Source organism: Methylobacterium thuringiense, from assembly GCF_022179645.1.
Classification (GTDB): Bacteria; Pseudomonadota; Alphaproteobacteria; order Rhizobiales; family Beijerinckiaceae; genus Methylobacterium; species Methylobacterium thuringiense.
The window spans coordinates 21,380-43,773 of record NZ_BPRA01000035.1 but is presented as its reverse complement, the minus strand read 5'-3'; the positions used below and the strand labels follow the sequence as shown (position 1 = coordinate 43,773).

The 22,394-nt window shown below is 67.5% G+C and carries 18 protein-coding genes; 6 read left to right on the top strand and 12 right to left on the bottom strand.

All coding sequences use genetic code 11. The annotated features are described in order from the left end of the window. Window positions 1-3: 3 nt before the first annotated feature. The 4 genes from fdxH (at window position 4) to selB (ending at window position 4,795) form a co-directional block, all read left to right on the top strand. Window positions 4-939, top strand: a complete 936-nt coding sequence (fdxH, locus tag MFF07_RS22205) for a formate dehydrogenase subunit beta (protein ID WP_147817281.1) — start codon at window positions 4-6, stop codon at window positions 937-939. Window positions 940-1,000: 61 nt separating this feature from the next. Continuing rightward, window positions 1,001-1,732 (top strand): formate dehydrogenase subunit gamma, encoded by a 732-nt coding sequence (locus tag MFF07_RS22200; RefSeq protein ID WP_147817280.1) that lies wholly within the window; start codon window positions 1,001-1,003, stop codon window positions 1,730-1,732. A gap of 3 nt (window positions 1,733-1,735) precedes the next feature. After that, window positions 1,736-2,734, top strand: a complete 999-nt coding sequence (gene fdhE, locus MFF07_RS22195) for a formate dehydrogenase accessory protein FdhE (protein ID WP_147817279.1) — start codon at window positions 1,736-1,738, stop codon at window positions 2,732-2,734. Between the two features lie 153 nt (window positions 2,735-2,887). After that, window positions 2,888-4,795, top strand: coding sequence for a selenocysteine-specific translation elongation factor (selB, locus tag MFF07_RS22190; RefSeq protein WP_238232933.1), 1,908 nt, complete (start codon window positions 2,888-2,890; stop codon window positions 4,793-4,795). On the opposite strand, the gene MFF07_RS22185 is transcribed toward selB, so the two are convergent. The 11 genes from MFF07_RS22185 to coxB form a co-directional block, all read right to left on the bottom strand. Continuing rightward, a complete protein-coding gene (locus tag MFF07_RS22185; RefSeq protein ID WP_238232932.1) occupies window positions 4,792-6,084 on the bottom strand; it encodes a M16 family metallopeptidase in 1,293 nt (430 codons plus the stop codon). The genes selB and MFF07_RS22185 overlap by 4 nt on opposite strands. 4 nt (window positions 6,085-6,088) lie before the next feature. After that, entirely contained in the window at window positions 6,089-7,501 is a 1,413-nt protein-coding gene (gene thrC / locus MFF07_RS22180) for a threonine synthase (protein ID WP_147817277.1), read from the bottom strand. A 78-nt stretch (window positions 7,502-7,579) separates the two neighbouring features. Further along, window positions 7,580-7,996, bottom strand: a complete 417-nt coding sequence (locus tag MFF07_RS22175) for a DUF4864 domain-containing protein (RefSeq protein WP_147817276.1) — start codon at window positions 7,994-7,996, stop codon at window positions 7,580-7,582. A gap of 79 nt (window positions 7,997-8,075) precedes the next feature. Then, window positions 8,076-8,849: an SURF1 family protein gene (locus tag MFF07_RS22170; RefSeq protein ID WP_147817275.1), complete on the bottom strand. Its 774-nt coding sequence runs from the start codon at window positions 8,847-8,849 to the stop codon at window positions 8,076-8,078. Then, window positions 8,849-9,217 (bottom strand): DUF983 domain-containing protein, encoded by a 369-nt coding sequence (locus MFF07_RS22165; RefSeq protein ID WP_238232931.1) that lies wholly within the window; start codon window positions 9,215-9,217, stop codon window positions 8,849-8,851. Before MFF07_RS22165 ends, MFF07_RS22170 begins: the two co-directional genes overlap by 1 nt. A gap of 121 nt (window positions 9,218-9,338) precedes the next feature. Next, the gene (locus tag MFF07_RS22160; protein WP_147817274.1) at window positions 9,339-10,199 is read right to left on the bottom strand and encodes a cytochrome c oxidase subunit 3; all 861 of its coding nucleotides are present in this window, start codon (window positions 10,197-10,199) and stop codon (window positions 9,339-9,341) included. Between the two features lie 155 nt (window positions 10,200-10,354). Continuing rightward, on the bottom strand, window positions 10,355-10,942 hold the full coding sequence (locus tag MFF07_RS22155) for a cytochrome c oxidase assembly protein (protein ID WP_147817273.1): 588 nt from the start codon (window positions 10,940-10,942) through the stop codon (window positions 10,355-10,357). Window positions 10,943-10,955: 13 nt separating this feature from the next. Further along, entirely contained in the window at window positions 10,956-11,123 is a 168-nt protein-coding gene (locus MFF07_RS22150; protein WP_187272522.1) for a cytochrome c oxidase system small membrane protein, read from the bottom strand. A 6-nt stretch (window positions 11,124-11,129) separates the two neighbouring features. Further along, window positions 11,130-12,086, bottom strand: a complete 957-nt coding sequence (locus tag MFF07_RS22145; RefSeq protein WP_147817272.1) for a heme o synthase — start codon at window positions 12,084-12,086, stop codon at window positions 11,130-11,132. Between the two features lie 166 nt (window positions 12,087-12,252). Further along, window positions 12,253-13,878: a cytochrome c oxidase subunit I gene (gene ctaD / locus MFF07_RS22140; protein WP_147817271.1), complete on the bottom strand. Its 1,626-nt coding sequence runs from the start codon at window positions 13,876-13,878 to the stop codon at window positions 12,253-12,255. A 78-nt stretch (window positions 13,879-13,956) separates the two neighbouring features. Beyond that, window positions 13,957-14,796, bottom strand: a complete 840-nt coding sequence (coxB, locus tag MFF07_RS22135; RefSeq protein ID WP_147817270.1) for a cytochrome c oxidase subunit II — start codon at window positions 14,794-14,796, stop codon at window positions 13,957-13,959. 285 nt (window positions 14,797-15,081) lie between these two features. On the opposite strand from coxB, the gene fdhD reads away from it, so the two are divergent. Then, complete coding sequence (gene fdhD, locus MFF07_RS22130) at window positions 15,082-15,924, top strand: formate dehydrogenase accessory sulfurtransferase FdhD (RefSeq protein WP_147817269.1); 843 nt, start codon at window positions 15,082-15,084, stop codon at window positions 15,922-15,924. A 43-nt stretch (window positions 15,925-15,967) separates the two neighbouring features. Here fdhD and MFF07_RS22125 read toward each other — a convergent pair whose 3' ends face one another. Beyond that, window positions 15,968-17,002 carry an NADH-quinone oxidoreductase subunit E gene (locus MFF07_RS22125; protein WP_147817268.1) on the bottom strand — a complete coding sequence of 345 codons (1,035 nt, stop codon included), beginning with the start codon at window positions 17,000-17,002 and terminating at the stop codon, window positions 15,968-15,970. A gap of 652 nt (window positions 17,003-17,654) precedes the next feature. On the opposite strand from MFF07_RS22125, the gene gltB reads away from it, so the two are divergent. Then, complete coding sequence (gene gltB / locus MFF07_RS22120; protein ID WP_147817267.1) at window positions 17,655-22,355, top strand: glutamate synthase large subunit; 4,701 nt, start codon at window positions 17,655-17,657, stop codon at window positions 22,353-22,355. Window positions 22,356-22,394 lie beyond the last annotated feature (39 nt).

Here is a 22,394-nt window from a genome sequence, read left to right as displayed (position 1 = left end):
ACAATGGCCGATTACAGCTCCCTCGACATCCGGCAGAAGTCCGCTTCCACGGAGACGCCGCCGGCGATCCGCCGTCAGCAGGAGGTCGCCAAGCTCATCGACGTCTCGAAGTGCATCGGCTGCAAGGCCTGCCAGTCGGCGTGCGAGGAGTGGAACGACCTGCGCGACGACGTCGGCATCAATGTCGGCGTCTACGACAACCCGCACGACCTCACGGCGAAGTCGTGGACCCTGATGCGGTTCACGGAGTACGAGAACGCCGAGACCAACAATCTCGAGTGGCTGATCCGCAAGGACGGCTGCATGCACTGCACCGACCCGGGCTGCCTCAAGGCCTGCCCGTCGCCGGGCGCAATCGTGCAGTACTCGAACGGCATCGTCGACTTCGTCGAGGATCACTGCATCGGCTGCGGCTACTGCGTGAAGGGCTGCCCCTTCAACATTCCGCGCATCTCGAAGACCGACAACAAGGCCTACAAGTGCACGCTCTGCTCCGATCGCGTCGCGGTCGGTCAGGCTCCCGCCTGCGCCAAGGCCTGCCCGACCGGTTCGATCATGTTCGGCACCAAGGAGGCCATGATCGAGCAGGCGAACGACCGGGTCGTCGACCTCAAGTCGCGCGGATTCGACAAGGCCGGCCTCTATGACCCGGCCGGCGTCGGCGGCACGCACGTGATGTACGTGCTCCACCACGCCGACAAGCCGCAGCTCTATGCGGGCCTGCCGAACGACCCCAAGATCTCGCCGCTGGTCGCCTTCTGGAAGGGCGGCGCCAAGGTGATGGGGCTCGCCACGATGGGCTTCGCGGCGCTGGCCGGCTTCTTCCACTACGTGACCGCCGGACCGAACGAGGTCGAGGCGGAGGAAGAGGAAGAGGCGATCGACATGAAGGAGCGCGGTGCGCGCCGCCGGGACGGCGGCGAGATCCGGCCCTCGTGATGGATTGGGGGATCAGCGGAAGACAGACGGCATTGTACAGACAGAGATCGGGACAGGTCCGATGACGATTCATACCGATGTCCGGGATGGCGAGCCGCATCCTCCCCTGCGGGAGGTGAAGGCCGAAACGCCCGAGATCATGTACGTGCCGCGCTATTCCGGGCTCCAGCGGGTCAACCACTGGGTCACGGCGATCCTGTTCACGCTGCTGGCGCTGTCGGGTCTGGCGATGTTCACGCCCTACCTATTCTCGCTCACCGGCCTGTTCGGTGGTGGCGCGGCGACGCGGGCGATCCACCCATGGTTCGGCGTGGCCCTCGTCGTCAGCTTCGCGCTGCTGTTCCTGAAGTTCTGGCGCCTGAACATCCCAAACAAGGACGACGTCGCCTGGTCGATGAAGATCGGCGACGTCGTCACCAACCGGGAGGACCGGCTGCCCGAACTCGGCAAGTACAATGCCGGCCAGAAGGGAGTGTTCTGGGGCCAGACCGTGCTGATCGGCGTGATGTTCGTCTCGGGGCTGATGATCTGGGAGCAGTACTTCTACGAGTACACCACCATCGAGACGCAGCGCTGGGCGCTTCTCGCCCATTCGCTCGCCGCGATCGGCGCCATCGCTATCATCGTCGTCCACATCTATGCCGGCATCTGGGTGCGCGGCACCGGGCGTGCGATGATGCGCGGCAACGTCACGGGCGGCTGGGCCTACCGGCACCACCGCAAATGGCTGCGCCAGATCACGGGCGACAAGCCCGCTGCCGGCGCGAAGCCTGTCGAGAAGCACGGACCCTGATCCTTGGCCCGATTTTTCAGGCGCGGCGGCCCCCCTGCGGAGGCCGCCACCGAACCGACGCCTGCCGAGCAGCCGGTCCGTAAGCCGGCGGACATCCAGCCCGATCCCGACCGGATCGGCATCGCGGCCTCGGTCCCCTTCGTTCGGCTGCCGAAGCCGGCGACGCTGTTCGCGGATCGCGCCAAACGGCTGAAGGCGATCGCACCCGGGCACCCGCTTGAGGGCTATCTCGACTTGCTCGCGCGCATCGCCGCCGCGCAGGCCGAGGTCGTGGCGCAGCGTGCCTTTGCCGGCGAACGCCCCTTGCCTCTGTCGGCCGAAGACGTCGCGTTGCGCAGCGACAACGGCATGCCGCCGCTCTCTCGTAGCCTCGTCAGCGACGATCCGAACTTCCTCGCCTGCCTCGACCGGCTGCTCGACGTCATCGATCTTTCTGGTCTGACCGAGGCGGCGCAGCTCGCCCGCACCTCACTGCAGGCCGCGGCGCCGGAGGAGCGGCTCGATCTCGCCCTCCAGATCTTCGACGGCGCCTTCCTCGTGGAGCGCATGGCCGAATGCGTCTTCGTCGCGGCCGGTCTTCAGGTCTTTATGGCCGAGCAGGCCGCCGCCCTCGACGACAAGGTCCTGAAACCCGTGGCCGACGGCGTCTGCCCCTGCTGCGGCGGCGCGCCGACGGCCAGCCTCATCGTCGCCTGGACGCCGGCCGACAAGGCCCGCTACCTATCTTGCTCGGTCTGCAACACGCTTTGGAACCACGTCCGGATCCGCTGCACGGCTTGCGGCTCCGGGGAGGGCATCAGCTATTACGGGCTCGACGAGATCTCGAAGGACGTGAAGGTCGAGACCTGCACGAGCTGCAACAGCTACCTCAAGCACTTCCATCAGGACCGTGATCCGGCCTTCGATCCGATCGCCGACGACGTGGCCTCCTACGGCCTCGACCTCAAGATCGCAGAAGAGGGGTTTCGCAAGGCCGGATTGAACCTGCTGTTCGTCGTCTGAGCGCCCGGGATTTCGCCTTTTCCCCCCAGCACCACAACCCTATAACTTGCGTACAATTAGATTGTGCGATTGATAATTTTGCTTCACCGAACGCGCGGCGGCGGCTAGAACAGCGACAATCATCGTCTATTTCCCCAACCCTTCGGCACCGTCTTGACCATATCGCTCCTCGTCGGCGTGATCGGCCATGTCGACCACGGCAAGACCGCCCTAGTCCACGCCCTCACCGGCACGGATACCGACCGCCTCAAGGAGGAGAAGGCGCGCGGCGTCTCGATCGTGCCGGGTTTCGCCCTGCTGAAAGCCGCCGGCGGGGAAGCCGGGGAGATCGATCTCGTCGATCTCCCCGGCCACGAACGCTTCGTGCGCGCGATGATCTCGGGCGCCACCGGCATGCGCGCCGTGCTGCTCGCGGTCGATGCCAACGAGGGCATCAAGCCCCAGACCGTGGAGCATCTCGAGATCGCGCGGCTGATCGGCGTGCGGCGCGGCGTGGTCGCACTGACCAAGTGCGACCTCGTCGGCCCTGAAACAATCGCCGCGCGCAAAGCAGAACTGTCCGCCGTCGCGACCCGCGCCGGCATCATGCATCCTGTGGTTGTGGCGACCTCGGTCCTGGCCGAGACCGGTATCGCCGAGCTCCGTACGGCGCTGAGCGCGCTGTTGCGGGAGGCCGCTCCGTCCAGCGACGACGGCTTCCCCTACCTCCCGATTGACCGCGTCTTCGCCCGCCCCGGCTTCGGCGCCGTCGTCACCGGCACCCTGCGGCGCGGTCGGCTGTCGGTCGGCGACAGGATCGCGATCATGCCGGGCAACCGCACGGCCACGGTGCGAAGCCTCCAGATCCATGGCCGCCCGGTGCAGGCTGCCGAGCCCGGCCGCCGGACGGCGGTGGCCCTACGCGGCGTCGAGATCGGCGACCTGCACCGAGGTCAGGCCCTGACCGCACCGGACATGCTGGCCACCGGCCGCTGGATCGACGTCGCCCTGACGGCCGTGGCGAGCGCTGCAGCGCCGCTGGAAGGAGGCACCGGCTGCCGGCTCCTGTTCGGCACCACCGAGGTACCCGCCCGCCTGCGCCTGCTCGACCGCGACAGACTGGAGCCCGGCGCGAGCGCCCTCGCGCAGCTCCGTACCGAGGAGGACATCGCGGTACCGGCCCGCGAGCCCTTCATCCTCCGCCTCGACTCGCCCTCGGTCACCGTGGCGGGCGGGCGGATCCTCGATCCGTTGGCACGACGCCGCAAGCGGCACGATGCGCGAGTCCAGGCCGAACTCTCCGTCACCGCAACCGGCAAGCCGAAGGAGACGCTTGCGACACGGCTCGCGCGCGACGCCGCATCGGGTACCGCGCTGCTCGATCTCGCCCGCCTCGTCGGAATCGCCCCGGAGCGCGTGCGGCGTGGCCTGACGGAACTCGGTGCCTGCGAGATCGGCGACCGCTTCCTTGGCGCCCCCGCCTTCGCTGCGCTCCGCGAGAACCTTTTGTCGGCCCTGACTGTGCATCACCGCGATCACGCAATCGAACACGGGCTTCCGGTCGACCGTCTCGCCCGTGCCGTCACGGCCGCTGAGATTGTGACCACGGCCGCCCTGCGCGATCTCATCGGAACGCGGGACGTGGTTCAGGCAGGCCCGCTGTTTCGCCGCGCCGATTTCGACCCGGCCCGGAACGAGACCGAGCATGTCCGGCTTCTCGAAACGACGTTTCGTAACGGCGCGCTGTCCCCACCGGACGAGGTCGAGGTCGTCGGACGCGACATCCGGCGACGCGAGGCACTGACCTATCTCCTAGCCTCGGGAACGCTGATCCGAGCGCTGGACCGCGTGCAGAAGCGCACGATCCTGTTTCACCGGGACGCCATCACGGCCGGCAAGGCGCAGCTCGTAAGGAGCTTCCCGGCGGCGACGGCGGCCGACAGCGGCTTCCTGGCCAAGGAAGCCGGCGCGGCGCTGGGCATCTCGCGAAAGTTCTCGATCCCGCTGCTCGAGCATCTCGACGCAGTGCGGTTCACGCGCCGCGTCGGCGACCGCCGAATCTTCGTCGACGGCGAGGGTTAGGCGACGAGCGAGGCGGCCACGTGCTTCAGCGTCGGCAGCTTCTTGATCGGCCCAATCGCTGCGAGCGTCGGCGCCCCGGCGATCACCGTCCGGCCAGCCGCCCGCACGTCGTCCACGGTCACGGCATCCACTTTCGCGATCACCTCGCCGGAGGGAATCACGCGGCCCCAGGCCAGGAGCTGCCGGGCGTTGCGCTCGATGCGGCCGCCGGGCGTCTCCAGGGCCGAGAGCAACGAGACCTTGAGCTGCGCCTTGGCGCGGGCGAGTTCGACCTCGTCGAGCTCCACCGTCGCCGTGCGGGTCGTGGCGATGGCGACCTCGACGAGTTCGCGCAGGTCCGAGCCCGACGTGCCGGCGCCGATGCCGAACAGCCCACAATCCGAGAAGGGCCAGTGGAAGGCCTGGATGTCGTAGGCAAGGCCGCGGGTCTCGCGCACCTCGTGCCAGAGCCGCGAGGTCAGGCCCCCGCCGAGCACCTGCGCGAACAGGTGCAGCGCGTAATAGCCGTCGTCGCGAAACGAGAGGCCGGGCAGGCCGAGAACGAGGTTCGCCTGTTCGAGCTTCTTCTGCATGCGGCGCTCGCCGCCGGCATAGAGCCCGGGAACGATCGGCTGCGATATGGCCGGCTTCAGGTCCCCGAACAGACGCTCGCCCGCCGCAACGATTTCGTCGTGCGAGACGGCGCCGGCAGCTGCCAGCACCATGCGCTCGGGTACGTATTCCCGAGCGATGAAGGCCTCGATGCCTTCGCGCGAAAAACTCGTGATCGTCTCGGGCCGACCCAGGATCGGCCGGCCGATCGGCTGGTCGGGAAAAGCCGTCTCGACGAAGGCGTCGTAGACGACGTCATCCGGCGTATCCTCGACGGCCGCGTATTCCTGCAGGATCACGCCCTTTTCGCGCGCCAGTTCGCCGGCCTCGAAGGTCGAGCGGGTCAGGATGTCGCCGAGCACGTCCAGGGCAACACCGACATCCTCGCCGAGCACCCGGGCCGTGTAGCTCGTGCTCTCGGTGCTGGTTGCAGCATTGATCTCGCCGCCGAGATTCTCGATGTCCTCGGCGATGCGGCGGGCCGAGCGCGTCTGCGTGCCCTTGAAGGCCATGTGCTCGATGAGATGGCTGAGGCCATGCTCTTCGGGCCGCTCGTGCCGCGAGCCAGCGCCGACATAGACGCCGAGGGAGGCCGTCGCCACGCCGGGGATCGCCTCGGTCGCGATGGTGAGGCCGTTGGCGAGGCGCGCGATCTTCAGGTCGGGCGAGGCGCCGAATGTGGAAAAGTGCTCGTTCATGGGGTCAGGCACCCGCCGTGATGCGGGCGCGCTCGCGGATGTAGCGCTCCACGGCGGCCTGATCGTTCGGCAGGTTGGCGATCAGCTCCGGTCGGTCCAGCAGGTCGGCGAGGTGCGGCGGCAGGACGGGGCGCCCCGCGCCCGTCGCCTGGGAGACCGCATCGGGGAATTTCGCGGGATGGGCGGTGGCGAGGGCCACGACGGGTGTCGCCGGGTCCTTCTGCAGCAGCCGGCGGCCGGCGCGCACGCCGATGGCGCTGTGCGGATCGAGCACCATGCCCGTCTTGCGGTAGGTGCCGGCGATCTCCTCCACCACCTCGGGCTCGTGGACGGCGGCGGCATCGAACTCGTCGCGCACGGTCTGCAGCACGGCGGGATCGAGCGAGAAGCCGCCGGATTGCTTCAAGCCGGCCATCAGACGCCCGAGCGAGGAGGAGTCGCGGCCGAGCGCCTCGAACAGCAGCCGCTCGAAGTTCGACGAGATCTGGATGTCCATCGACGGAGAGGTGGTTGGGTGCACGCCGCGCAATTCGTAGGTGCCGTGTTCGAGCGTGCGGGCCAGGATGTCGTTGGCGTTGGTGCCGATCATCAGGCGATCGATCGGCAGCCCCATGCGCTTGGCGACCCAGCCGGCCAGGATGTCGCCGAAATTGCCGGTCGGCACCGCGAACGAGACCGGGCGGTGCGGGCTCCCGAGCGAGACGGCGCTGGTGAAGTAGTAGACCGCCTGCGCGGCGACTCGCGCCCAGTTGATCGAGTTCACGCCCGAAAGGTGGACATCCTGCGCGAAATCGCCGTGCTGGAACATCGACTTCACGATGTCCTGGCAATCGTCGAAGGTCCCGTCGATGGCGATGGCGTGCACGTTCGGGCAGGCCACCGTCGTCATCTGCCGGCGCTGCACCTCCGAGACGCGGCCGTGCGGGAACAGCACGAAGACGTCGACCTGATCGAGCCCCTTGAAGGCTTCGACGGCGGCAGAGCCAGTATCGCCCGAGGTCGCGCCGACGATGGTCGCCCGTGAGCCGCGCTGGCGCAGGACGTGATCCATCAGCCGCCCGAGCAGCTGCATCGCCACGTCCTTGAAGGCGAGCGTCGGGCCGTGGAAAAGTTCGAGCAGGAAGAGGTTGTCGTCGATCTGCGTCAGCGGGCAGATCGCCGGGTGGCGGAAGCAGGCATAGGAATCTTCGATCATCCGGTCGAGCGCAGCGTCCGCGATCTCGCCGTCGATGAGCGGGCGCAGCACGCGCTTGGCCGCGTCGGCATAGCGCACGCCGCTCAAGGCCGCGATCTCGGATTTTGCGATCTGCGGCCAGCTCTCCGGCACGTAGAGGCCGCCGTCGCGGGCGAGACCGGCAAGGAGGGCGTCGGAAAAGCTCAAGGGCGCAGCGGCGCCGCGGGTCGAAACGTGCAGCAAAGGGGCCTCCGGGAAGGCGCCCGCTCTACACGTTTCGTGGGGGTCTGTCGAAAAGGTCCGGACGTCGTGCGACGTTTATCACGCGTTGCTGCCCGGCGCCTTCTTCAGCGAGCAGCCGGTGATGCGCCATTGGCCGTCGGCCTGCTTCTGGAGCGAATAGAGCGCGACCCAGTCGACGCCGTTCTCGTCCTGCAGCTTCAGGCCTTGGGCGAGCTCGCCCTCACCCGCATCCTCGACGGCATCGAAGCTGTAGCTGCGCGGCGCCAGCACCGGCGGGTAGCCCTGTTCGACCATGGCGAGAAACGTCTCGGGCGAGGTGAACATGTTTTGGATCTGCGGAGCGGCCTGGGCGTAGGCGGTGGCCGAATCCTTCTTCTTGAAGGCCTCGAGCTGGCGCTCGATCGTGGCGCGCGCGGCGTTGCGATCGGTCTCGTCCGCGGCCCATGCCAGCGAACCCATCAGCAGAAGAGAGAGAAGTCCAACGAGGATGCGCATCGTCACCACTCCGTACGACCGGCCGATACGAGTGTAGCGCGCCGCCGCAGCGGAACAAGCAGAGGCCGTGCCGCAGGGATCAGCCGGCGGACGCCTCGGGCGGATCGTTGAGCTTTCTCCACGCGAACACCGAGAACACGCCGACGAGGCACGCGGCGATGCCGAACCAGGTGAACGCGTATTGCAGGTGGTTGTTGGGCAGGTCGACGCGCAACTGGCCGCCCTTCGGCCAGCCGCCTGGGTTTGGCGTCGCGTCCGCTTCGATCAGGTAGGGCGGCACTGCTCCGAGCCCCTTCGCCGCCGCGATGCCGGCGATGTCGCGATTGAACCACTCGCCGCGGGCCGGATCGGCGGCCGGCACGAACATGGTGCGGACCTCGGTGGCGCGCAGGATTCCGGTCAGCGTGGTCTCACCGGCAACCTGTCCGGCCTGACGGTCGGCGGGGTTCTTGAGTTCGGTGGGAATGAAGCCGCGGTTGACCAGGACCGTCGAGCCGTCCGTCCGCACCAGCGGCGTGATCACGTAGAAGCCCTGAAGCGCCCGGCCCGGCACGTCGCCGGCGGCGAGGCCGTGGACCAGCGTTTCCTTGTCGTTCTTCAGCGTGCCGGTGACGCGGACTCGGCGGAACTCGTCCGTCTTCGGATCCCAGGCGTCGGCGGCAGGCAGCGCGGCCGGCGGCTCCGCGTGCGAGCGCTCGATGATGTGGCCGATCAGCGCTTCCTTCTCACCTTTGCGCTCGATCTGCCAGATGCCGAGCCCGATCAGGATGGCGAGAGAGACGGCCGAGGCGATGCCGGGCGCGATCAGGCCGCGCCAGCGGCTGGGACTCTTCGATGCGCCGATCACGTTCACTATTTGAAGCGTCCCTGCTCGGCCTTGTTGTGGAGCTGGAGCGCCGCCAGCAGGCCCTTGAGCGGACGCACCAGAGCGAGACTCAAGCCCACCGACAGCGACGTCGCGACCAGGGCGTGGACCCAGATCGGCGGCTCGTAGGTGATCTCCATCCAGAGGGCGAGTCCGACGACGACGAAGCCGACGATCGACATCACGAAGAAGGCCGGCCCGTCACCCGTCGAGAACGAAGAGAAATCCTGGCCGCAGACCTCGCAGGACGGTCGGAAGGTCAGAAAGCCATCGAACATATGGCCCTCGCCGCACCGCGGACAGCGCCCGCGCAGGCCAGTCGGGATCGGATTCGGGCTGATGGCAGAGGCGGTCACGGATACGGTCTCCTGGGCTCGACTCCCGATATGGGGACGAGCCCGGCTCCGGGCGCAAAAAAGGGCGGCTCGCGCCGCCCTTCAGGGTTGTCCGAGGCGCAAGGCGCGCCGGTTCGGACCGTCAGTGAGCGGCGGCGTGGCCGATGCCCGAGCCCCAGACGTAGATCGAGGCGAACAGGAACAGCCAGACCACGTCCACGAAGTGCCAGTACCAGGCGGCGAATTCGAAGCCGAGGTGCTGCTTGACGGTGAAGTCGCCGGAATAGGCCCGCATCAGGCAGATCGCGAGGAAGATCGTGCCGATGATGACATGCGCGCCGTGGAAGCCCGTCGCCATGAAGAAGGTCGACGAATAGATGCTGCCGGCGAAGCCGAAATGCGCGTGGCTGTACTCGTAGGCCTGGCAGGCGGTGAACAGCACGCCGAGAATGATCGTCAGCCAGAGGCCGTATTTCAGGCCCTTGCGATCGTCGTGCAGCAGAGCGTGGTGCGCCCAGGTGATCGTGGTGCCGGAGGTCAGCAGGATCAGCGTGTTCAGGAGCGGCAGGTGCCACGGATCGAAGGCTTCGATGCCCTTCGGCGGCCAGACACCACCAGTGAACTCGACGCGCTGCGCCTGGATCGGGTCGGCGGTGTAGAGCGCCGCCTCGAAATAGGCCCAGAACCAAGCGACGAAGAACATCACCTCGGAGGCGATGAACATCATCATGCCGTAGCGGTGATGTAGCTGGACGACGCGGGTGTGGTCGCCGCTGTTCGCCTCCTTGGTGACGTCCTTCCACCACGACATCATCGTGTAGAGGATGCCGAGGAAGCCGGCGGAGAACATGTACGGGCCGACAGCGAGGCCGCCCAGCGTCAGACCCTTCATCCAGAACACGGCGCCGGTCGTCGTGACGAAGCCGGAAAAGGCGCCGATCAGCGGCCACGGGCTCGGAGAGAGGATGTGGTAGTCGTGATTCTTGGCGTGCGCCTCGGCCATCGAAAAGCTCTCCTCACCCCCGGCCTTCGCCGCCACCGGCGGGCCCCGTTTCACCTTGTCGAAGATCGGCTTAGGGCCGGCCTCCGAGCCTGAAGCTCTATCGCGGGCCTGCGCCCGTTGTCACGCTCGCGCGCCGAAATATTCGTGCCTGCGCCTCAGCCGCCGCCCGCCACCGCCGCCTGTGGCGAGCCGTTTCGGGAGACGAAGTAGGTGTAGGACAGCGTCATCTCGCCGATGTCGGCGATATCGGCATCCTGGCGCAGCTTCGGGTCGACGTAGAACACCAGCGGGAAGTCCATGGTCTCGCCCGGCTGGAGCGTGTGCTCGTCGAAGCAGAAGCACTGGATCTTCACGAAGTAGCTGCCCATCAGGCCGGGCTGCACGTTGAAGGTCGCGATGCCGGTGGACGGCTTCGGGCCGACGTTCTTGACCTTGAAGAACACCGTCTTGGTCTCGCCCGGCACGGCCTCGACGCTCGGCGCCTCCGGCTGAAAGCGCCACGACAGGTTCGGGGCGACGTTGGTGTCGAACTTGACCGTCACCGGCTTGGTCGCAGCCGTGTCGCCGGAGGTCGTGAGCGCCAGCCCCTTGCGCGGCGTGCCGTCATAGCCCGTTGCCTTGCAGAACAGGTCGTAGAGCGGCACCGAGGCGAAGGCGAGCCCGGTCATGCCGACGACGACGCTTGCGCAGGCGATGGCCGTCCAGCGCACCGTTTTCGCGGTTCGTGCCGCTTGGTCGCTCATGCCCGGCGCCCGATCACAGCGGTCGCTCGAGGATTTGCGGACCGAGCTTGGCGATCGTCAGCACGAAGAACAGGACGACGAGGGCGCCGAGGGTCAACGCGATGGCGATCGAGCGCTTGCGCCGCGCCTGGACCTCGGCGGGGGTCAGCTGTCGAACGGAGAACTCCGGATGCTCGGCCATGGCGCGTCAGACGCCGACGGCGCGGAACAGGCCGAAGCCGTGCTCGGCGAGCAGGGCGGCGAACAGCAGCAGCAGGTAGAGGATCGAGAAGCCGAACAGGCCCATCGCCGCCCGGCGCTCGGGCTCGCCCTCGCGCAGGCGGAACACCTGGATCGCGCCGGCCAGCATGCCGAGACCGCCGAGGGCCGAGATCACCGCGTAGAGCCAGCCGCCGAAACCCAGCGCCACCGGCGACATGCCGAGCGGCACGAGCAGCAGCGTGTACCAGACGATCTGGCGGCGAGTCGAATCGGGACCGGCGACGTTCGGCATCATTGGGATGCCGGCCTTGGCGTAGTCGCCGCTCTTCACGAGCGCGAGCGCCCAGAAGTGGGGCGGCGTCCAGATGAAGATGATCGCGAACAGGATGATCGAGTCGAGACTGACGGTGCCCGTGACGGCGGCCTGACCGACGATCGGCGGCAGGGCGCCGGCGGCGCCGCCGATGACGATGTTCTGCGCGGTCGCCCGCTTCAGCCACATCGAATAGACGACGGCGTAGAACACGATGGTGAAGGCCAGGAGCCCGGCGGCGAGCCAGTTCGAGGCGAGGCCGAGAATCAGCACCGAGCCGACCGAGAGCACCATGCCGAAGGCGAGCGCCTCGTTCGGCAGGATCCGGCCTGCCGGGATCGGGCGCGTGGCGGTGCGCGTCATCAGCGCGTCGATGTCGGCGTCCCACCACATGTTGAGGCAGCCCGAGGCACCAGCACCGACGGCGATCATCAGCAGCGAGATGCCCGCGATGATCGGATTCACGCTCGGGTGCGAGACCACCATGCCGACGAGGGCCGTGAAGATCACCAGCACCATCACGCGCGGCTTCAGCAGCGCGAAGAAATCCGAGACTTCACCGCCTGCCGCAGATGCGGTGGGATTGAAGCCCTGAGCGTCGGCGGGAAGGCTGTTCGTCAGGCTCGACATGAAAACCGTATTTTTCGATGTGCTGAACGCGATCGTTCAGGCCTGCGCGGTCGGTACCGTCGCATCGCCCTTTCCGGGAGGCCTGGCTCTTGGGCCGTGGCCTCCGGGAAAGAGCGAGGACCGCCGGAGCGGTCCTCGCGATCGTCTCGGTGTCGGGAGTAGGGCCTTAGTGGGCCGGCTCGTCGACGATCCGGGGCAGCGTCTCGTACTGGTGGAAGGGCGGCGGCGAGGACAGCGTCCATTCCAGCGTCGTCGCACCCTCGCCCCACGGGTTGGCGGCAGCGCGCTTGCTGGAGCGGAAGGCCAGGATCACGCCGATGAAGAACACCACCATGCCGAGCGCGAAGATATGCCCGCCCCAGGTCGCGACCTTGTGCCAGGGGGCGAAGGCCTCCGGGTAGTCGGCGTAGCGGCGCGGCATGCCGGCGAGGCCGAGGAAGTGCATCGGGAAGAACAGGATGTTCGCGCCGATGAAGGCCAGCCAGAAGTGCAGCTTGCCGGCCCACTCGGGGATGACGTGGCCGGTCATCTTCGGGAACCAGTAGTAGACACCGGCGAAGATGATGAACACGGCGCCCAGCGAGAGCACGTAGTGGAAGTGCGCGACCACGTAGTAGGTGTCGTGCAGGTACTTATCGACCGCCGAGTTCGCGAGCACGACGCCGGTGACGCCGCCGACCGTGAACAGGAAGATGAAGCCCACCGCCCAGTGCATCGCCGCGGTGAAGCGGATCGAACCGCCCCACATCGTCGCGATCCAGGAGAAGATCTTCACGCCGGTCGGCACCGCGATCACCATGGTGGCGAACACGAAGTAGGATTGAGTCTGGAGCGACAGGCCGACGGTGTACATGTGGTGCGCCCACACGACGAAGCCGACGACGCCGATGGCGACCATGGCGTAGGCCATGGCGAGGTAGCCGAACACGGGCTTCTTCGAGAACGTCGCGATGATGTGCGAGACGATGCCGAAGGCCGGCAGGATCATCACGTACACCTCGGGGTGACCGAAGAACCAGAACAGGTGCTGGTAGAGCACCGGGTCGCCGCCGCCCTCGGGGGCGAAGAAGGTCGTGCCGAAGTTGCGGTCCGTCAGCAGCATGGTGATCGCGCCGGCGAGAACCGGGAGCGAGAGCAACAGCAGGAACGCGGTGACGAGCTCGGCCCAGGCGAACAGCGGCATCTTGTGCAGCGTCATGCCCGGAGCGCGCATGTTGAGGATCGTCGTGATGAAGTTGATCGCGCCGAGGATCGAGCCGGCACCGGCGAGGTGCAGCGAGAAGATCGCGAAGTCGACGGCGGGGCCGGGATGGCCCGAGGCCGACAGCGGCGGATAGACGGTCCAGCCCGTACCAGCACCGCTCGCACCCGGCGCGCCCTCGACGAAGAGGGAGCAGATCAGGCTGCAGAAGCCGGCGACGGTGAGCCAGAACGAGATGTTGTTCATGCGCGGGAACGCCATGTCCGGCGCGCCGATCATGAGGGGCACGAACCAGTTGCCGAAGCCGCCGATCAGCGCCGGCATCACCATGAAGAACACCATGATGAGGCCGTGACCCGTGACGAAGACGTTATAGGTCTGCGGGTTGGTGAAGTACTGGAGGCCCGGCTCTTCCATCTCCATCCGGATACCGAAGGAGAGGAATGCGCCGATGCAGCCCGCGAAGAACGCGAACAGCAGGTAGAGGGTGCCGATGTCCTTGTGGTTCGTCGAGAGGAACCAACGGGCGAAGAAGGACGGCTTGTGATCGTCGTGGGCATCATGCCCGGCATGTGCTGCGGCGGTTGCCATCGATGCTGACCTTAACTCGGGTATCGTGTGATCAGGCGAAAGGAGCGGGACAGGGCGAGGCCCGTCCCGCGAGCGGCCTCACTTGGCCGCGGCGAGCTTCGAGCCGTCGTCGATCGCGGCGAACTTGGTCTTGGCTTCCTTCAGCCACTCGGCATAGGCCTGATCGCTGACCACCTTCACGACGATCGGCATGTAGGCATGACGCATGCCGCAGAGCTCCGAGCACTGGCCGTGATAGACGCCCTCGCGGTCGGCCTTGAACCACAGTTCGTTCAGGCGGCCGGGGATGGCGTCGACCTTGCCGCCGAAGGACGGCATCGCCCAGGAGTGGATCACGTCGGTCGAGGTCACCTGGACCTTCACGACCTTGTTCACCGGGACGACCATCTCGTTGTCGGTCTGGAGCAGCTTCGGCTCCTTCTCTTCATCGATGTTGGCGTCGAAGGTGAAGCCGCCGTCTTCGCCGGCCTTCGGATAGTCGTAGGACCAGTACCAGGCGTGGCCGGTGGCCTTCACGGTCACGTCGGCGGTGGGGATGATCAGCTGCGTGCGCAGGGTGCGGAACGAGGGAATCGCAACGCCGACGAGGATCAGGACCGGGATGATGGTCCAGGCGATCTCGATCGCGGTGTTGTGCGTCGTGCGCGACGGCGTCGGGTTGGCCTTCTCGTTGAAGCGGTAGACGCAGTAGAGAAGCAGCCCGAGCACGAAGAGCGAGATGGCGAAGGCGAGCCAGTGCAGCACGTGCTCGAAGTTCATGAGATCGAGAGCCTCGGCCGTCACCGGCGTCTGCCGGCCCATCTGCCACGGCACGGGAACGCCGGGCTCCGCCGCGAAGGCGGCGGTGGACGTGACGAGGAGGGCGCCGATCGCGGCAAGCCCCCATTGAGACCGATGTTTCGCCTGCACCGTCCGCATGTGCCTCTCGTGGCTCCCCGTTATTGTCTTGATTTCGTTACCGCACGTTCGCAGATAGCGTCGGTGCGGTGCCGAGGTCCGGTCGAGGCGCAACAGCCGTGTTCGGCTCTCATCGCGAGACTGATGGACGGCGACATAGAACCATACTGATCACAATCACGCAACCGCCAAGAGCGTCGCACGGCTCCGTTTGACGCATGTCTGGCGGCGGATGAAGCGGGCCCTTTTGGACGTCGGCGGCCATTTTTGCTGCGGCTCACCACCTGAGAGTGCGAAGGTTTCGCGATGCAATCGAGCGAGACGGAGACCCTGCAGTCCGAGCCTCCGACGAGCCTACGCGTCCCGACCCTCGTCATTGCCTATGACGATGCCGTCCCGCGCGCCGACAACCGGTCGTTGGCCGTCGAGACGCCGGTAAACGTCGTCTACGGCAGCGTGCCCTACGCGGTGATGATGACGACGCCCGCCGACCTCGCGGATTTCGCCTACGGCTTCAGCCTGACGGAGGGCATCGTCGAGAGCGCCGCGGAAATCCGTTCGGCGACGGTCGAGTCCGGCGAAGACGGCCTGCGCCTGCTGGTCGATCTCGCGCCGGGGCGGCTGCGCGAGCACCTCGCCCGTAAGCGCGCCATCAGCGGCCGGACCGGCTGCGGCGTCTGCGGCATCGAGGATCTCGCCGCGCTCCCGTTGGCCGCGCCGCGCAGCGGCAAGGGGCCGGACGTCGCGGTTGCGGCGATCAAAACGGCGCTCGACGGTCTCCACGCCGAACAAACCCTCGGTCGGGAGACGCGCGCCGTGCACGCCGCGGCCTGGGCCCGTCTCGACGGCTCGCTCGTCGCGGTCCGCGAAGACGTCGGCCGGCACAATGCGTTGGACAAGCTGATCGGCGCCCTGATGCGGGCGGGCGAGGACGCCGACCAGGGCTTCCTCGTCATCACCAGCCGGTGCTCGTTCGAGATGGTGGAGAAGGCGGCCACCTACGGCGCCTCCGTGATCGTAGCGATCTCCGCGCCGACCTCGCTGGCGATCGAGCGCGCCCGGCTTCACGATATGACGCTCTGCGCCATCGCCCGCTCCGACACGCTCACGGTGTTCGCGGGACGGGAGCGTCTTGTGCTCGGCACCTGACAAGGCAGCCGGCGCGGCGTCTTCTCCCAAAAACCCGGAAGACTCAGTTCGCGACGGCGGGTGCGGCCTCGCCGCCGCCGGGCACGACGATCGTACCGCCGATGACGCGGACGTTGCGCTTCGGCTCGGATGCCGGCGGGTCCTGCCAGCCCTGATTCGCACCGTCCTTTGCGGCGGACGCCTTGTCCGCGCGCTTCTCCTCGGCCGGCTTGTCGCTTGCGGCCTTCTCGGCAGCGGCAGGCCGGTTCGCGGCCGGCGTCATCGCAGCAGGCTCCGCCTTCGTCACCTCGGGTGCGACCACCTTCGCGGCGTCAGGCGCCTTGGCCGTCTCCGGCGCCTTGGCGGCGGCCGGCTCGGAAGGCGTCGTCTGCGGAAGCGGCGCTTCGGGCGAGACGCTCGGCGCGACGGGCTTGACCGGCGGCGTCAGCTTGGCGGTTTTGCGCTGGGGCGCGGGAGCCCGGGCCCTGTCGCCCTTGGCCGTCTCGCCCCGCAGGCCCGCCCTGCCATCCGGGTTCACGCCGAACGTGCCGCCCTCAGTGGCGCCCGGTCGCGACGGGAGGCCCGGAGCGCGCTCGATCTCGGCATGGAGCGAGGGCCGCGGCAGCGGGATGTCACCCGGTGGCAGCAGGCCTTCCGGAGCTCGGCTGCCACGGCGCGGCGCCACATCCTCCTCGGTCCAGCCATAACCGGGAGCGGACCGGGCGACGCGAGCGGAGGGATAGTAGGGCGTATCGAGACGCTCGCGGCCGACGATGCCGCCCTCGCGGGCATCGACGAACAGCCGGACGCGGCTGCCCGCCGGGTTGGTCGCCTCGACGACATAGGCGCGTCCGTCGAAGCGCGGCCGAGCGATCTCGGTGAAGCCGCGATCCTGCAGCCGATAGACGACGGCGCGCGGGGGGATCGGCGGCGGATCGTCCTCGAAGGCCGGCCCAGGATAGGTGCGCATGTAGCCGTAGGCGAACTGCGCGGAAGCGTCGCTCGCGGCGACGAGCGAGAGAACCGCCGATCCGAGCAGCGCGCAGCGGACGCGTCGAGAATTGGAATGGGACGGGTGTGTTCGGCGCATGGATGCCATGTGGCTTCTCTCTGGCCCCCAGATTTTTGGCCCCCGGAGCGATCCCGTCCGGCCTCGACCGGAGGCGGGCCCTGCGGCCGCGAGCGCCTCCGGTCCGTTCAGCGGAGTCGTTGCCCCGCATTGCCCCTGTGATCGGCTGCCCTGCTTCAACCAGCCGATCGGGGCGGAAATGCGGGACGATTGCGGCGGCATCAGGCAAGGTCGCGCGGCGGTCGCGTCATGCGGACGCGGGCCGGGGCCGAGAGCGCGATTCACCCTTGTGCTAAAGCGTGATTGCCGGCGCGGCGGGGCTCTTGCTGGACTCGATAAAATCTGGCAACGTCGATTTTTAGGACAGGAACACTGTCCTTTTCTCGGGATGCCGAAGACGGGCAGGAGCGGTTGGCGTGACCGACGCGATGTCGAAACGAACCGATATGCCGATTGCCGACGCGGCGATCAGGGCGAACGCCGGCTGACGACGCCGACGTGACGCCCGCGGGTTGCGGGCGCTTCCCTCCAAGAGTGCCGAGCCGACCCGATCGCGACGACCGTACGATTCCCGGCCGCCATATGGCGTTCGGGCACGAAACATGCTCGCATCCCCGGCCGGATCCGGCGGGACGATCGGAGAACGGGATTGGACATGAGCGGAATCGCATCCGGAGGATCGATGCCCCACGCCGCTGACGAGAGCGATCGGCCCGTGCCGTCGCGCCACGCCGGCCCCGCGCCTCTGGTGGTGCGCGATCCCGCCATGCCGAAGTCCCAGGGCATGTACGATCCCTCGCAGGAGCACGACGCCTGCGGCGTCGGCTTCGTCGCGGACATGCACGACCGGCGCACGCACGCCATCGTGCAGCAGGGCCTGAAGATCCTGGAGAATCTCGACCATCGCGGCGCTGTCGGCGCCGATCCGAAGATGGGCGACGGCTGCGGCATCCTCACCCAGATCCCGCACGGCTTCTTCGCGGAGGAATGCTCGCGTCTCGGCTTCGAGCTTCCCGAGGCCGGCCGCTACGCCATCGGCCAGTTCTTCATGCCGAAGAACGACCAGGCCCGCGCGGTCATCGAGGACATCGTCCAGAAGGTGCTGGCCGAGGAAGGCCTGCCGCTGGTCGGCTGGCGCGACGTGCCCGTCGAGCCGGAGGATCTCGGCCAGGCGGTCAAGGAGACCGAGCCGCATCACCGCCAGCTCTTCATCGGCTGCCCGGCGGCGATCACCGATCAGGATGCCTTCGAGCGTCGCGTCTACATCGCCCGCAAGGCGATCTCGGGCCGCGTCTACGGCCTCGACGACACCCGCGTGCACGAATTCTATCCGGTTTCGGTCTCGACCCGGACCATCGTCTACAAGGGCATGGTGCTGGTGCATCAGCTCGGCGAGTACTTCCTCGACCTCAAGGACGAGCGCTTCGTATCGGCGCTGGCCCTCGTCCACCAGCGCTTCGCCACCAACACCTTCCCGACCTGGCGGCTGTCGCACCCCTACCGGCTGGTGGCGCATAACGGCGAGATCAACACGCTGCGCGGCAACGTGAACTGGATGAAGGCGCGGCAGGCCAGCGTCGATTCCGACCTCTTCGGCAACGACATCTCGAAGATCTGGCCGATCTCCTACGAGGGACAGTCCGACACGGCGTGCTTCGACAACGCCCTCGAGTTCCTGGTGATGGGCGGCTACTCGCTGTCCCACGCCATGATGATGCTCATCCCCGAGGCCTGGGCGGGCAACCCGCTCATGACCGAGGAGCGGCGTGCCTTCTACGAGTATCACGCCGCCCTGATGGAGCCGTGGGACGGCCCGGCCGCCGTGGCCTTCACCGACGGCCGCCAGATCGGCGCGACGCTGGACCGCAACGGCCTGCGCCCGGCCCGCTACATCGTCACCGACGACGGCCTCGTCGTGCTCGCCTCCGAGATGGGCGTGCTGCCGATCCCCGACGAGAAGATTGTCCAGTCCTGGCGCCTACAGCCGGGCCGGATGCTGCTGATCGATCTGGAGAAGGGCCGCATCGTCTCGGACGAGGAACTCAAGGAAGAGCTCGCCGCGGCGCATCCCTACGCCGAATGGGTCAAGAACACCCAGATCGTGCTGGAGGACCTGCACCCGATCCAGCCGCGCGCCTCGCGCTCGGACGTGACCCTGCTCGATCGTCAGCAGGCCTTCGGCTACACCCAGGAAGACCTCAAGCTGCTGATGGCGCCCATGGCCGTGACCGGCCAGGAAGCCGTCGGCTCGATGGGCTCCGACACGCCGCTGGCACCGCTCTCGGACAAGCCGAAGCCGCTGTTCAGCTACTTCAAGCAGAACTTCGCGCAGGTCACGAACCCGCCGATCGACCCGATCCGCGAGGAGGCCGTGATGAGCCTCGTCTCGTTCATCGGCCCGCGCCCCAACCTGCTCGACATGGAAGGCGCCTCCCGCCGCAAGCGGCTGGAGGTGCGCCAGCCGATTCTCACAAACGGCGATTTGGAAAAAATCCGGTCGATCTCGCATTTCGAGGACCGCTTCGACACCAAGACCCTCGACATCACCTTCCCCGCCGAGACCGGCGCGTCGGCGATGGAGGGTGCTCTCGACCGACTCTGCGACCGGGCCGAGGTCGCGGTGCGCGGCGGCTACAACATCATCATCCTGTCCGACCGCGCGGTCGGGCCGGACCGCATCCCGATTCCGGCGCTGCTCGCGACCGCGGCGGTGCACAACTACCTGATCCGCAAGGGGCTTCGTACCTCGGTCGGGCTCGTCATCGAGTCGGGCGAGCCGCGCGAGATCCACCATTTCGCGTGTCTGGCCGGCTACGGCGCCGAGGCGATCAACCCGTATCTCGCCTTCGAGACGCTGATCGCGATGAAGGACGAGTTCCCGCCGGATCTCACCGACGACGAGATCGTCTACCGCTACATCAAGTCGATCGATAAGGGCCTGCTCAAGGTCATGTCCAAGATGGGCATCTCGACCTACCAATCCTATTGCGGCGCGCAGATCTTCGACGCCATCGGCCTGAACTCGGCCTTCGTCGCCCGCGACTTCTTCGGGACCGCGACGACGGTCGAGGGCATCGGCATGGCCGAGGTCGCCCAGGAGACGACGATCCGCCACCGCGACGCCTTCGGCGACGCGCCGATCTACCGGCATGCCCTCGATGTCGGCGGCGAGTACGCCTATCGCCTGCGCGGCGAGACCCACACCTGGACGCCCGACACCGTCGCCACCCTGCAGCACGCCGTGCGGATGGGCGCGGACGACCGCTATCGCGAATACGCCCGGCTCGTGAACGAGCAGGAGAACCACCTCAAGACCCTGCGTGGGCTGTTCCGGATCAGCACCGCCGAGGACATCGGTCGCACGCCGGTGCCGCTCGACGAGGTCGAGCCGGCCTCCGAGATCGTGAAGCGCTTCGCCACGGGCGCGATGTCCTACGGGTCGATCTCGAAGGAAGCGCACGAGACGCTCGCCATCGCGATGAACTCGTTCGGCGGCCGCTCGAATTCGGGCGAAGGCGGCGAGGAGCCGCGCCGCTTCATCACCGGGCCGGACGGGCGCTCGCGCCGCTCGGCGATCAAGCAGGTCGCCTCGGGCCGCTTCGGCGTCACCACCGAGTACCTCGTCAACGCCGACATGATGCAGATCAAGGTCGCGCAGGGAGCGAAGCCCGGCGAGGGCGGCCAGTTGCCCGGCCACAAGGTCGACGCCAAGATCGCCAAGGTTCGCTACGCCACCCCCGGCGTCGGCCTGATCTCGCCGCCGCCGCACCACGACATCTACTCGATCGAGGATCTGGCCCAGCTGATCTTCGACCTGAAGAACGTGAATCCTGCGGCAGACGTTTCCGTGAAGCTGGTGTCCGAAGTCGGCGTCGGCACGGTGGCGGCCGGCGTCGCCAAGGCCCGCGCCGACCACATCACGATCTCCGGCTTCGACGGCGGCACGGGTGCGGCCCCGCTGACCTCGCTCAAGCATGCTGGCGGTCCCTGGGAGACCGGTCTCGCCGAGACGCAGCAGACGCTCGTCCTGAACAACCTGCGCGGCCGCGTGGCGCTCCAGGCCGATGGCGGCATCCGCACCGGCAAGGACGTGCTGATCGCCGTGCTGCTCGGCGCCGACCAGATCGGCTTCTCGACCGCGCCGTTGATCGCGGCCGGTTGTATCATGATGCGCAAGTGCCACCTCAACACCTGCCCAGTCGGCGTCGCCACGCAGGACCCTGTGCTGCGCAAGCGCTTCAAGGGCACGCCCGAGCACGTGGTGAACTACTTCTTCTTCGTCGCCGAAGAGGTGCGCGAGCTCATGGCCGCGATGGGCTTCACCAAGGTCGAGGACCTGATCGGCCGCTCCGATCTCCTCAACAAGCGTGACGCCATCGAGCACTGGAAGGCCCGCGGCCTCGACTTCTCCAAACTGTTCCACCGTCCCGATGTCGGGCCGGACGTGGCGATCCGCTGGACCAGCCGGCAGAACCACCCGATCGACAAGGTCCTCGACCGTCGCCTGATCGAAGGCGCCAAGAACGCCATTGAGACCGGCGAACCGGTGGTGCTGACCGACGTGATCCGGAACTCCGACCGTGCCGCCGGGGCGATGCTCTCCGGCATGGTCGCCAAGGCACACGGCCACGAGGGCCTGCCCGACGACACCATCACGGTGAAGCTCGCCGGCACAGCCGGCCAGAGCTTCGGGGCCTGGGTCGCGGCCGGCGTGACCATCGAGCTGACCGGCCACGGCAACGACTATGTCGGCAAGGGCCTATCGGGCGGCAAGCTGATCATCCGCCCGAGCGAGGCCCTGAAGTCCGACCCGTCGCGCACGATCATGGCCGGCAACACCGTGCTCTACGGCGCCATCGCCGGCGAGTGCTACATCCGCGGCTCGGCCGGCGAGCGCTTCGCCGTGCGCAATTCCGGCGCGATCACGGTGGTCGAGGGCATGGGCGACCATGGCTGCGAGTACATGACCGGCGGCGTCGTAGTCTCGATCGGCGAGACCGGGCGCAACTTCGCGGCCGGCATGTCGGGCGGCATCGCCTACGTGCTCGACGAGGACGGCTCGTTCACCGCGCGCTGCAACCTCTCGATGGTCGATCTCGAACCGGTGGAGGAGGAGGACGACGTCATGCGTCGTTACCACCAGGACGGCGACCTCGAGACCAAGGGCCGCGTCGATCTCCTCGCCGACATGTCGGGCCACGACGAGGAGCGGCTGAGCCAGCTCCTGACCAACCATCTCAAGTACACCGGCTCGCCCAAAGCCAAGCTGATCCTCGACGACTGGGCGACCTACCGCACCAAGTTCGTCAAGGTGATGCCGGTCGAGTACCGTCGGGCGCTGCGCGAGATGGAAGCGGCCCGGATGCCGATGGCGGCGGAGTGATGTGACCGAGACGACCGGACAAGGCCGGTCGTCATTGCA